This is a genomic window from Ureibacillus acetophenoni (assembly GCF_900220965.1).
Lineage (GTDB): Bacteria > Bacillota > Bacilli > Bacillales_A > Planococcaceae > Ureibacillus > Ureibacillus acetophenoni.
This window is the reverse complement of record NZ_OBQC01000017.1, coordinates 24,919-37,346: the sequence shown is the minus strand read 5'-3', so window position 1 is coordinate 37,346 and position 12,428 is coordinate 24,919. Positions and strand designations below refer to the sequence as shown.

Sequence of the window (12,428 nt, the reverse complement as noted above, 5' to 3'; positions counted from 1 at the left end):
CATTAACCCGCCTAATTTCTCATTCACAATAACTTAGAGAATAGCTCATCTAAATGATCCCAATTCTCCCCTACCCAAACATTCTCTTCTACGAACCTCTTTAACGGAGATGTTAAATTGGTGTATTCCGCGCGAATCCACTCTGCTTCTTTCCACCATGTTAATTTGATGGAGCGTACTAACTTTTTATGTGTAAGCTCTAGATGCTCCTGATATCCTCTTACAAACGCCGATACCCTATCTAAATGTATATGTCCATTCTCTAAACAACAGGATAAAATCGGTCTTGATATGTCAAATTCCGGATATACATAATGCATTCGATCAAAATCAAGAATGGCAGAAACACGATCCGATTGAAATAAGATATTATCTACAAATAAGTCCCAATGAGCCCACCCTGTTTCACATTGAGAGAATATATTTGAATCACACTTTTCAATGATGTTTCTTTGTATTTCCAAGTGAGCTAGTGTATGTTCACTGTCCAAACGTACTGCCTCTTCCCATCGTGATTGCCAATTTTCAAGCATACTTTCCTTTGACCGGATTTCCCAGTGTAATGGTAATCGAGTTGTAGGGTTACTGTTTAAGATGGTGTGCATTTGCCCAACGATTTTCCCTAAACTATACATTTGATCTACGTTTCCTGTTCCTGCCTGAATAATACTACCTTCACAAAACCCCATTAAAACATAACGTTCACCTTGAGCAGTTCTTATTACATAGTTACCATTATGCGTTAAAATTTTTGGGCAAGGGATTCCTTTGTTATATAGATGAACTTGGTGGTTTAATGCAGTTTCCAACCCCTGAACCATATGCTCAGGATATCGGATTTTATTATATTGCTTAGCAAAAAATACACCGTGATCGGTCTCAATTTTCCATTTTACATTTCGAAAACCTAGCTCAATTTTTGTAAAGTCGGTAATCGTGAACCCGAATAGGCTCCTAATGGAATCGAAAATATCTTCTCGAATAGATTCTGTAGTTTCTAGTTTCATAGAGTTCTCCTTTTAAACTACGCTGATAACATTAACTTCAATAAAAAACGGATTAATCCTTCTAGAAATTTGTGCGCCAATTATTAATTAAGTAATATTTATTCCAGAATTAACCACTCCCCCCCTCCCTTCGACATATGTAAAAGGGATTATTTTACCTACGTATTTTATAGTTATTAATACCCTTCAATCCTTTTAACCTTAATAATAAAACGTTAAATAGAATAATTTTATTTCCCTAAATTTTATAAATCTATTTGAAACAGATAACATATACCTAATCAGCATTTTGTAAACATTTTATTAAATGGATTTCCCCTTTTATTCAAGTTTTTTATTTAGCACATATTTACAGACATATATATACGTAAGTCTAAATACCTAATTTGAACCTTACAAAAATTTAATGTTACAGTATTAACATATTACTCTATTAAGAGTGATGTATTTTCACATTACGACTCCGTGTAAATTGGGCTGAAATTTTGGTAACAAAGTCAGAATTTTCAAAATAGTGACATCGGACGGTGTCGATATATGTTATGATTAATGTGGTTTAAAAGAATTGGAGGTTCTTATGATTAAATTTGAAAATGTTTCAAAAGTGTACGAAAGTGGGTTTCAAGCTGTAAAATCACTAAACTTTGAAATCCATGAGGGAGAATTGCTTGTACTGATTGGGCCGAGTGGTTCGGGAAAGTCAACTACCATGAAAATGATTAACCGAATTAACCCACATACCACCGGGCGAATTACGATTAACGGCAAAGATATCACCTCTTATAATGTTGCTGAACTTCGAAGGAATATCGGTTATGTAATTCAGCAAATTGGACTTTTCCCCCATTACACAATCGAAAAGAATATTGCGATTGTTCCCCAGCTTAAAGGTTGGGCAGAGAAAGACATTAGTTCCCGTGTGAAAGAGTTGCTCGAATTAGTTGGACTGGATCCCGAAATTCATGCTACTCGGTATCCGAAAGAACTTTCAGGTGGACAGCAACAACGTGTCGGCATTGCAAGGGCACTTGCTTCTAATCCAGATATCATCTTAATGGATGAACCGTTCAGTGCGTTAGATCCACTTACACGCGAACAACTACAGGCAGAGCTAATTACATTACACAAAAAACTAAAAAAGACAATTGTATTTGTAACCCATGACATCGATGAAGCATTGAAAATGGGCGACCGTATCGCCATTATGAAAGATGGAGACATACTTCAATTAGACACCCCAGAAAAATTACTACATGAACCAGCTCACGGATTCGTAGAGGAGTTTATAGGTAAACACCGTATTACCCAGAATCCCGAACTAATGCCTGTTACAGAAATTATGGCAGAATCCATTGTTACTTCTTCTCCTCAGAAATCTCCTGAAAGGGCGATTGCACTAACTCGCCAACGGAAAATCACGAACCTTATTATCCAAGACACGGATGGTAGATTACTAGGTATTGTATCTGCTTATGATCTACTTAAAGGATTGGGTACCGTCAAAACGATTGATGAAATCATGAAACCTGCAGAGCCATATTTACTTGATACTGCAACAGCAAAAGATGCTATTGTTCAGATTGATGTTGCTCCTTTTGGAATGATTCCGATTGTTGACAAAGACCATAAACTTGTAGGACTTGTCACACGGGGCTCCTTACTTTCCGCATTATCTAGTCAGTGGATAGAAACGGAGGAGGAAGATCAAGATGAATAATATGAATATATGGCAACAACTCGTTGAGCAAACACAGTTACGTTGGGGAGAAGTACTTGAAGCAACATTTGTTCATATTCAACTCGTATTTTTCTCAATGATTATTGCAACTGTATTAGCAGTTACGCTTGGAATAATAGTAACACGTGTACCTTGGCTTAAGACCATCGTACTAGGCGGAACAGGTGTCCTGCAGACAATACCAAGTTTAGCATTGCTTGGTTTTATGATTCCGATTTTTGGAATTGGTGTATATACTGCCATTGCGGCATTGTTTCTTTACTCATTACTTCCGATTATGCGAAATACCTATACCGGTATTAAAGATGTTGACCAGGCCACTATTGAGGCGGCAAGAGGTTTAGGTATGACCAATATGCAGATTTTATTTAAAGTGGAACTCCCTCTTGCAATTCCTGTTATTATGGCTGGTATCCGTACAGCTGCTGTTATTAATGTCGGAAATGCAACTCTCGCTGCCTTTATTGGAGCGGGTGGACTTGGTGACTTTATTTTCCTAGGCATTACACGTGGAATTGATGGGTTAATTTTACTCGGAGCAATTCCAGCTACCCTTCTTGCGATTGTCATCGAAACTTTCTTTAGTTCTGTTGAACGCTGGACAACACCGAAAGGATTGAGATAATACAATGAAGGTAAGAAAAAAACTTTCACTAGTAATGCTTATGTTTCTTCTAATAAGTACACTATCAGGTTGTATTTTTATAGAGAAAGATACACTCAGACTCGGATCTAGAAATAATACGGAGAGTATTATTTTGTCAAATATCATGGGACAACTGATTGAAGACCGATTAGGAATCGATGTCCTTTATAAAGAAAACCTCGGAGGTTCCAACGTTGTTTGGAACGCAATGACAAATGGACATATCGATGTAATTCCGGATTATACAGGAACGATTGTTGTTACTTATTACCATGAAGAACCAGGAACAGCAGAGGAAACGTTAGAAGCAACAAAACGACTTGTTGAAACTGATGATATTGTCGCTTTTAACACTTTTGGGTTTAACAATACGTATACACTTGCATTAGATGAATCAAAAGCAGAAGAGCTTGGTATTGTAACGTTTAGCGACTTCACCGAGTATTCCCAGGACTTCAGATTGGGTGCAGTATTCGAGTTTATCGATAGACCTGATGGACTGCCAGGTTTTCAGAAGGAATACAATATTGAGTTTAAAGACGTTAAAGGGATGGACCATGGTATGATGTATCGTTCTATTAACGCGGGTGAAGTGGATGTAATTAACTCATATACAACAGACGGACAGCTTCAAATATATGATTTACGTGTGTTAGAAGACGATAAATCATATTTCCCGCCATACCATGCGCTTCCTCTCGTTCGCAAGGAAACGCTTAACGAATATCCTGAGCTAGAAGAAGTACTACGTCTACTTGAAGGTAAGATCGATGAAGAGGCAATGCAAATTATGAATGGAAAAGTCGACAATGATGGCATGATGGTCGAACTTGTCGCAAGAGAGTTTCTTATTGAATCAGGGTTAATTGAAGCGAAATAAACTTGAAAAACACACCTTTTGTATAATACTTGAGGTGTGTTTTATTTTCGTCTAGTAAAAGTAAAGAAAATAACAACTATAAAACTTCAAAGATAATTTCCCCACTCTCATCTAGTAAATAGACTTTAGAAACCTGTTTTGATATATTTGCAGTTTTATTATCATAAGGAATTATTAATGCGTGGCGATTGTCTATAGTCTCGATACGTTCATGTCCATCTTTCCAAATAACTTTAACTTGATCTGCCTCAACAACTACTTGCTTACAATACCAAATATCAATTTATATTCTTTTCTATTCTTTTTAACTTTTTTAAACCCATCTTTTAAATCAAAGATAAAGACAGTTTTACCAATCCAAATTCTTAAATATAATGATTGAAATTCGATTGGACCTTTAATGCCCTTTACCTCATATTCCGTACCATCTTTAAGTTCAACTTCAGTTCTTATTAGCCAAGTATTACCTATACCAAACTCAATAAATTTCACCTTTTGACTCGTTATTATTCTTTTCCCCTCTACTTGGTTTTGTCATACCTCTTTAACTAACCCTTACTTCAATAAGAAAAGGCATTTCTCCTTCTTGAGAAATACCCTCGTTGGTGAAATAATCTTATTTGTGTTATCTATGCAAAAAGTCGCTTTCTCATTAAAGACAAGCGCTAGATAATTATTTATTATTCACAAGAAACAGCCCAATTAATTGCTAGAAAGTCTTGTTCAATACTAGGAGTCTTATTATTTTCTACACAACTATCTTTTGCATTTTCAAGAGAGTTATAATTCGCAACAATGGATATTACAATAAATGAGAAAATGATTACTGAAACCATAATTAAATTTTTGTTCTTAACCTTCATTAAAATCGTTCTTCCTTTATAACTTATTCATCTTTGATTTTAGCATACGTGCCACAATCCGTTCCTATCTTGTGATACACAAGGTAAACATCGATTTTCAATTAACTTCCCCTCGTTATCAAGGTATATATTCATTAGTCTTTTTAGACAGAATCTCTAATGTACTGTGATAGTGTGGTTGTCCGTGAGTCATATCTAAAAATCGAGATTTAACCAGACTGATAGTTTCATGTTCAGCCACTAAGTTTTTTAACTCATCTTGAGTAAAATAATGATGATACATTTCATTTTTCTCGTCGTAGTAAGTGAAATCGGCTATCTGCTTACATCTTTCCTTTGCTTTCGTTAAGCTAGGTTCTTCATTATCAAATACATTGATATATATTAAACCGTTTTCTTTTAACCCATTCTTTAGTTTGGCAATTATTTCACTAATCTCGTGATCTGGGAAAAAATTAAGTACGTTAGAAAGTATGATTAATGAGTATTGGTCTTTCTTTACTTCATAGTTTCTAATGTCATCAACTTTCGCAACGATTTTAAGATTGTGTTCTTTTGAAAGATCCAGACACCTATTTATTGCAGTCTCAGATATATCTATACCTTGTACCACAAACCCTTGCTTAGCAAAAAAGAGGGCATTTCTACCTTCCCCAATACCAACATCTAATACCTTTCCACCTTTAGGAACAAGGTCAATATATTTTAGCAATATATTGTTTGGAGTAAATCCCCACAAGTTATCCACATTTCGATATTCTTTTTCCCAAACTTCCTGTTTCACCTTATTCACTCCTGTTATTCTTATTGATACCCATTACAATTTGATTTCCCTGCCAGTGATTTCCTGTGATATTATTTTATCTTTGAAAGTAAATATTTTCTTTTAAAAAGTAATCAAGCCATTCATTTTGTGGGGAAACTATTTCTGGTAAGTTTTCTAATGTGGACCAAAATAATTTAAACTTGTGATTATCTGTTTCAATTTCCCATTCATTTGACTCACTGTTTGATCGTAGATGATAAAATTGTCTGGTAACTTTGGATGCTAATTTTGATTGTTCTACCCAACCAGTTATCTGATAAGATATATAGTTCGGCTCAGGATATTTATCTCCCTCTTTATAGGAAATTTGTAGAAATTCCCCCTGTCTTCGTTCATGAATAACAGTAATTCCTCTTCTAATTTCCGCGCAGTGGAAACTAGACTTGTCTGGTTTTGAATATACTTTTGCATTTTCAAAAATGATGTACTTACCTTCTAAGTATTGTTCTTGGCTACCAATAACTTTACAAGAAACAAATTCTCTAAGACCTGTTTCTTCAATTGCTTCTCTAATTGCTGCTTTATCATATTCCTCATTTATTTCTACTGTACCTGCTGGTATTTGAATACCGGCACTAGGATGTTGAATTAAAAGTAGTTCTAATTTGTTATCTATTTCTCTAGTAATAAAGCATGTAACCTTACCTATTACTTTTTCCATAGGTCCCCTCCAATATTGTACTAATTGACCCGTTAGTGCATTAATCATTGGATTAACACAGCCTATTTATTCCATTCCCTAGATAATAAACTATATGTAACTACATCTTCGTAATGGTCATATAACCATTGGCCATCTCTTTTAATACCTTCTTTAACAAAGCCTAATCTTTCGGGAATTGCTCTACTTTTTTGATTGCTTGCTGCACATTGAATTTCTACTCTATTAATATTCAAAGTTTCAAATAAATAGTTTAGCAATGCTGTTACAGATCTTGTAATAATACCTTTACCTTGATATGCTTCTGACAGAAAATAACCAATATTGGTTGTACTGTTTTTCCAATCTATAAAATGAAGCCCTATCATACCTACTAACTTCCCTTTATATCTAATACCTGCATCAAAACCATCATTGTCTGCATATTTCTTAATCCAAATAGGAATTATCGATTCAAAATCCTCAGCTGATTTTCTTTTATCCACCCATAGTAACCACTTTCTAAGATGTTCACGATTTGTATCGATTAGTTCATATAACTCTTCCTTATTATTTTGCTGTAATAATTCTATTGATATTTCCTCATCAACTTTGAACGAAAACATAAAGACACCCCTTTGACATTAACCCTTTGTTATCTTTTCTTTTGAATAGTGTTTCGCTAAAAATTCATCTAAAATCATCCTATGACTTTTAAGGCAGTTCATGAGGATAGAAGAAAACCCAAATTATCAAAATTGTTACCGAACCTACAAATATCATATCATTGGTCTATGGCCAACAATTTCCCTTAACTCTTGTATGTATCCCATGTTTTTACCCCTTTCAAACATTACTTCCCTGTTAGTACATTAACTTCAACAGAAAAGGCGTAAATCCTTGTTGATCAACACCTCTTTAGTTTAAGCAAATATATTGACATACTTTGCATTGTATTCAATTACTATTTATCAATAACAATGGATAATTTATAGTTTGCATGCACGTTTAATTCTTCTAGAAATTGATTCATTACTTCAGTGGATGGAAATTGACATTCAAGAATGTAACAACCATCTCCACTGATTTTAAAGTTATTTACTAGATACTTCTCTTGTGTTTTGATGAATGACAGATATGGCTGATGAAATATGCTTTCTGTAATAATGGTAATAAAAGCATGTATATGATATCCTAATTTTTCTTGATTTACATTAATGGTATAACCTTCAATAACTCCACTTTCTTCTAATTTTGCAACTCTAGCTGATGTAGCTGGACCTGTTAAATGAACTATCTTTCCCAATTCTTTCATTGTAATTCGACTGTTCTTAGAGAGTTCTTCTATGATTTTCATGTCTGTATGATCTAGCATTCGCTAACTCCTTTCATTATTAAAGTCAAACGGTCAAAAAACTTTATTTAGTCTATGTATTCCACTGGAGGTCATAGTTTAGACTATACATTGTTCAAAGTAAATCGTAAAAAAAGGAGTTTATATAGATGAATATACACCACATTCGTAATGCAACAATCGTTGTTGAATACGCAGGGAAAAAGTTTTTGATTGACCCAATGTTAGCAGAAAAAGGAACTATGCCACCATTTGGAACAGGTGTTGGTTTACCCCCAGCACCAAGAGAAGATCAAAATAATCCTTTAGTGAGTTTACCAACAAGCATTGACAATATTATATCTAATATTGATGCTGTTATTGTTACTCATTTACATCCTGACCACTGGGATGAAGCCGCAATTGAAGCATTGTCAAAAGACATCAAATTATTTGCACAAAATGAAGAAGATGCAACAGTAATCAGAAACACTGGTTTTCGAAATGTAGTAGTGTTACAAGAGGATACAATTTATGAAGGGATTCAATTAATTAAAACAAAAGCCGAGCATGGCAGAGGAGAAATCTTAGAGCATGCTGGTCACACTTGTGGTGTTGTCTTTAAGCATGTAAATGAGAAAACATTATACGTTGCTGGCGATACAGTTTGGTATGATGCGGTACAAGAAGTTATTGAAACACATAAACCAGAAATCATTGTTGTTAATGCTGGTGATAATCAATTCCTAGTGGGTGGTTCTCTTGTAATGGGGAAAGATGATGTCAATGAGGTAGTTAAGGCTGCACCAGAGGCGAAAGTCATTGCTGTCCACATGGAAGCTGTAAATCATTGGACATTATCAAGGGAAGAATTAAAGAACTTTATTAAAGAAAAAAAAATTACGTCTAATGTGTTAGTACCAAATGATGGCGAATCATATTCATTTTAAAGCTAAAGTCAGACAGAATTATCTCATTCTGTCTGTTTTTTTATATGTATTATATCAGTTAGTTCTTTACTCTTATTAAATTAACAGCCCCGACTTAATGCCTTATGTAATGCCTACCAAAGAATACGCGCCTAAGTGTTAATTAAAATCTTCTCTTAATATAGAATACATTTTTAAATCTTGATGTTTTCCTTTAACAAACATCCCTTTTCTAATAATCCCTTCAAATTGCATTCTCTACTTTTCCATTACGCTGTATGAACCAATATTTTCTACAAAACATCTCGCTTGAATGGGAACTAAATCCATTTCATTAAAACCAAATCTTATTATTTCCCTTTACCGCTTCAGTAGTTAAACCCATTCCCCAATACTCTTTAGATAGAAACATAACCAATCTCAGTAATATTGTGATTTGGTTGCCACATGGCCAACAATTTTCCTTAACTCTTGTATGTATCCCATGTTTTTACCCCTTTCAAACATTACTTCCCTGTTCAGAAAAGGAGTAAATCCTTGTTGGAAATACCCCTCCGTTAGTTATTCATTTCAAAAAGCAAAGGGCAATCCGTGTTATAGTAGATTGCCCTTGTTAATCTTCTTGAATTACTTCTTTCACTTCTTTTAGCGAACTTTTCGAAAGTTTGTAAATTGCAAAAGTGTCTTTTATGTTCATAATGTACCCTTCATCTTCAGTAATCCAAAGAAAATATGATTCATTATCAAGCTTGAAAGTATATTTGGGTTGAATAATATAAGAAATACTTTGCTGTTTTGTTGAATCACTGACTACTCTTCTAAAGATGGATATCTTATTTGTTTCGTTTAAATTAATGTTTTCTATTCTTGAATTTGGATTAATCTTTACCAACGGCTCTATGTTTGCTTTAAAAATCGTAATTTCTTCTCTATCAATTGTTTTATCAAGATGATAGAGTTCGACAATTACTGCTTTTTCGTTTTCTATTGATTTTCTGATTTCATCTATATCAAATTCTTTTATGATTTCCCTTGAACTCCCTATAACCATTCCCACTTCCCCATCATTAGGCAACGGTTGTGTTTTATAGGGCACATTATTTTCAATTTTCCCCTCCCCAATTAGGTCACTAATGTACGGATCCTGAATAAGGAATCTAACTTTATATTCAAGTTCTGGATCATTGCCATAGTCACTAATTTGCACACGGAAATGTAATGCCCTATCATCAGGATCTTGTAATGAGCCAAATTCAACTGAGGAACTTTCAATAAAAACACCTTTTATTTCACCTCTATCCACCTGACAAGCAGACAAACCGATCAAAAGCAGACTACAACAAAAGATGAAAAAGTAAATTTTCTTCAATCCTTCAACCTTTCTGTCTTCTTCTATTCAATTAAACTGTCATGCTAGACACACTTCACTGTTTGCTAAGGATCATATTCAAATAACACCCTAAATAATATGAACCATACATTAGTAAAAAAGCGATTCCGCTTGCTAACCACATCTCAACATATAATCCTCCACCAATAATAATGCTAGAAAGGTTAATCAAAGGTAAGTAAAAATTTTGGGTAGCGATTCCAATCATATTGGGCCAAATTTGTTCTAACACCCTATCTTGATAAGATAATAATAAAAATGCGATTATTGCAGGTGTATGAATAAAGAGTGCCGAATGATATGGTGTCTTTTCAGACTTACAAGTGATGAATCCAAGCAATGCCCAGAATGCAAGAAAGAGTATTCCTATATATAGAAACGGTAATATACTATCTTGATTTTCCATCAACCATGAATTCATTAAAAACCCTATAGGTAACGGAATAAATCCTAATAAAATCAAAATTACTTTTTTCACGGAAAAACCTCCTTGTAGAAAACATATTCTATGTGTATTTGTTTATGCCATTGTTCTAAAATCGTAGCGCCCTTTTTACAGAATTTAACTCCATTGTAGGTTTACTTCAATAAGAAAAGGCATTAATCCTTCTTGGATTAACACCCTAGTTAGTTGAATATTATTATTTAAGACTTTCTATCATTCTTATAAAGAATTAGTTTTTCGTATACTTTAAGAATACCTACTCTTTTTCAAAAGAATACTTAACGAAAACAAAACTACACTATAAATGCTTAAACCAACTATCATAAGAATTGCATGATGTGTAAAACTAATTGGTTCATATCCGCTATGGTTATTGATATGGTATTCTTCTGCTTTATAAGTTAGCCAGATCGTAGTAGAAATAAAACCAAACAAAATTATTAGGATTGCTGATTTTACAAAACCTACCATTTTGTTTTTAGAAGAAACCATTTGTAATGCATATAAAAAAAGACCGCCATAAACAAGCATAATCATAATTATTTCAGAGAAATCCATTTTGTTTCCCCTCCAATTAACTACCTTGTTAATTCAATATCTTCAACATAAAGTGCATCACTCTAAATACTCATCACTTAGACTCTGATTTAAATACCTTGCCATACCAGTTTTCAATTGTTTAAATCCTAGTTTACTATAAAATCTTTCGTTACCAGTTGTTGATATTAAATGAACACAAGAAACATTGCTTAGTTTCTCAAGCAAAAACTCCATAATCTTTTTCGCTATTCCTTGCCCTTGGAAATCCTTATGTACCACTACATCATAAATTGCAGCATTAAAAATACCATCTGTCATTCCTCTACCGAAACCTACAATTCTACCATCTATTTTTAGTATCGCTATGACATTACTCGCTTCGAATACTTGTTGAATAATCTCATTTGTATGCTTCTTCCACCCAACTGACACATAAACTTCTTTCATTTCATCGACATCTGCATTATTAAAATCAGTATGGATTTCTATATTCATATATTCACCCCAATATTCTGCATTTCTTAATATACTAATTGCCCCGTAACAGATCAAATCCCTTATTGTTTTACTTCTTTTGATAAGTAATCCAAGTTGGACATGGAGCAAATAGTAAGTAATTTAGAACCTCCATACCATATTTGTCAGTTGTATCGAATTCTCCCAAAATAAATTGAATATCATGTTTATATGCATATCTTATTTGTTGATATACTAATTGCGGAATCAACTCAATATTTTCACTTCCTGCTGTGCCACACCAACCTAATTCTAAGGTACTTTCTTTTTCTGAATCATGTAAAAAAGAATATGCTAAAATCTGCTTTTCATCGTTATCCAAATAAACGTAACTTCCACTGAGTACTAGATCATCTGCAAAAATCAAATCCTTCCATTCATCTATTCCCATTGTTGCTACTGGATTTACTAGGTGTGTATTTTCATAGTTTCTTTTCACATTATGCGTTAGACTTTCAACTAACAAATCATTAGACATAACTTCTTTTAAAGATTTTATTGCAACATTATTGCTAGTATTAGATAATACTTTCTTAGCATCAGATACCTTTAACAGCGGCATATAGGTTCTTCGAATTTCAATAAAACCATTGTCCTCATAAAACTTTTTTAAGTTAACCGAAGTTTCCCAAATAGAAGTTTGGAGAGGAAGATTTATGGTCTCCATTTTTTCAA

The 12,428-nt window shown here is 33.7% G+C and carries 16 protein-coding genes and 1 pseudogene; 4 read left to right on the top strand and 13 right to left on the bottom strand.

Features of this window, described 5'->3' with window-relative positions; translation table 11 throughout:
• Nucleotides 1-23: 23 nt before the first annotated feature.
• Nucleotides 24-1,007: a phosphotransferase gene (locus tag CRO45_RS17375; protein WP_097150893.1), complete on the bottom strand. Its 984-nt coding sequence runs from the start codon at nt 1,005-1,007 to the stop codon at nt 24-26.
• A 577-nt stretch (nt 1,008-1,584) separates the two neighbouring features.
• Between CRO45_RS17375 and CRO45_RS17370 the strand changes: the two genes are divergently transcribed.
• From CRO45_RS17370 to CRO45_RS17360, 3 genes are read left to right on the top strand one after another with little or no spacing between them, the layout of a single operon-like run.
• The gene (locus CRO45_RS17370; RefSeq protein ID WP_097150892.1) at nt 1,585-2,724 is read left to right on the top strand and encodes a betaine/proline/choline family ABC transporter ATP-binding protein; all 1,140 of its coding nucleotides are present in this window, start codon (nt 1,585-1,587) and stop codon (nt 2,722-2,724) included.
• Nucleotides 2,717-3,370 carry an ABC transporter permease gene (locus CRO45_RS17365; protein WP_097150891.1) on the top strand — a complete coding sequence of 218 codons (654 nt, stop codon included), beginning with the start codon at nt 2,717-2,719 and terminating at the stop codon, nt 3,368-3,370. Before CRO45_RS17370 ends, CRO45_RS17365 begins: the two co-directional genes overlap by 8 nt.
• 4 nt (nt 3,371-3,374) lie before the next feature.
• Nucleotides 3,375-4,271 (top strand): glycine betaine ABC transporter substrate-binding protein, encoded by an 897-nt coding sequence (locus CRO45_RS17360; protein WP_097150890.1) that lies wholly within the window; start codon nt 3,375-3,377, stop codon nt 4,269-4,271.
• A 255-nt stretch (nt 4,272-4,526) separates the two neighbouring features.
• Here the strand turns inward: CRO45_RS17360 and CRO45_RS17355 are convergent, their stop codons facing one another.
• The 6 genes from CRO45_RS17355 to CRO45_RS17330 form a co-directional block, all read right to left on the bottom strand.
• On the bottom strand, nt 4,527-4,763 hold the full coding sequence (locus tag CRO45_RS17355) for a DUF3977 family protein (protein WP_097150889.1): 237 nt from the start codon (nt 4,761-4,763) through the stop codon (nt 4,527-4,529).
• A gap of 188 nt (nt 4,764-4,951) precedes the next feature.
• Nucleotides 4,952-5,134 (bottom strand): hypothetical protein, encoded by a 183-nt coding sequence (locus CRO45_RS17350; RefSeq protein WP_097150888.1) that lies wholly within the window; start codon nt 5,132-5,134, stop codon nt 4,952-4,954.
• Nucleotides 5,135-5,252: 118 nt separating this feature from the next.
• Nucleotides 5,253-5,918 carry a class I SAM-dependent methyltransferase gene (locus CRO45_RS17345; protein ID WP_170949544.1) on the bottom strand — a complete coding sequence of 222 codons (666 nt, stop codon included), beginning with the start codon at nt 5,916-5,918 and terminating at the stop codon, nt 5,253-5,255.
• A 76-nt stretch (nt 5,919-5,994) separates the two neighbouring features.
• On the bottom strand, nt 5,995-6,621 hold the full coding sequence (locus tag CRO45_RS17340) for an NUDIX domain-containing protein (protein WP_170949543.1): 627 nt from the start codon (nt 6,619-6,621) through the stop codon (nt 5,995-5,997).
• A gap of 62 nt (nt 6,622-6,683) precedes the next feature.
• A complete protein-coding gene (locus CRO45_RS17335) occupies nt 6,684-7,226 on the bottom strand; it encodes a GNAT family N-acetyltransferase (RefSeq protein WP_097150885.1) in 543 nt (180 codons plus the stop codon).
• A 338-nt stretch (nt 7,227-7,564) separates the two neighbouring features.
• Complete coding sequence (locus CRO45_RS17330; RefSeq protein WP_097150884.1) at nt 7,565-7,975, bottom strand: Lrp/AsnC family transcriptional regulator; 411 nt, start codon at nt 7,973-7,975, stop codon at nt 7,565-7,567.
• Nucleotides 7,976-8,103: 128 nt separating this feature from the next.
• On the opposite strand from CRO45_RS17330, the gene CRO45_RS17325 reads away from it, so the two are divergent.
• Nucleotides 8,104-8,883 (top strand): MBL fold metallo-hydrolase, encoded by a 780-nt coding sequence (locus CRO45_RS17325; RefSeq protein WP_097150883.1) that lies wholly within the window; start codon nt 8,104-8,106, stop codon nt 8,881-8,883.
• Between the two features lie 138 nt (nt 8,884-9,021).
• Here CRO45_RS17325 and CRO45_RS20310 read toward each other — a convergent pair.
• From CRO45_RS20310 to CRO45_RS17300, 6 genes and pseudogenes are all read right to left on the bottom strand, one after another.
• Nucleotides 9,022-9,308: pseudogene (locus CRO45_RS20310) on the bottom strand (GNAT family N-acetyltransferase); the annotation flags it as partial.
• Between the two features lie 167 nt (nt 9,309-9,475).
• Nucleotides 9,476-10,231, bottom strand: a complete 756-nt coding sequence (locus CRO45_RS17320) for a hypothetical protein (RefSeq protein WP_170949542.1) — start codon at nt 10,229-10,231, stop codon at nt 9,476-9,478.
• Between the two features lie 55 nt (nt 10,232-10,286).
• Nucleotides 10,287-10,730, bottom strand: coding sequence for a hypothetical protein (locus CRO45_RS17315; RefSeq protein ID WP_097150881.1), 444 nt, complete (start codon nt 10,728-10,730; stop codon nt 10,287-10,289).
• Between the two features lie 213 nt (nt 10,731-10,943).
• Nucleotides 10,944-11,255 carry a peptide ABC transporter permease gene (locus CRO45_RS17310; protein ID WP_097150880.1) on the bottom strand — a complete coding sequence of 104 codons (312 nt, stop codon included), beginning with the start codon at nt 11,253-11,255 and terminating at the stop codon, nt 10,944-10,946.
• Nucleotides 11,256-11,312: 57 nt separating this feature from the next.
• Nucleotides 11,313-11,732 carry a GNAT family N-acetyltransferase gene (locus CRO45_RS17305; RefSeq protein ID WP_097150941.1) on the bottom strand — a complete coding sequence of 140 codons (420 nt, stop codon included), beginning with the start codon at nt 11,730-11,732 and terminating at the stop codon, nt 11,313-11,315.
• Between the two features lie 70 nt (nt 11,733-11,802).
• Complete coding sequence (locus CRO45_RS17300) at nt 11,803-12,420, bottom strand: hypothetical protein (protein WP_235864648.1); 618 nt, start codon at nt 12,418-12,420, stop codon at nt 11,803-11,805.
• Between the last annotated feature and the right edge of the window lie 8 nt (nt 12,421-12,428).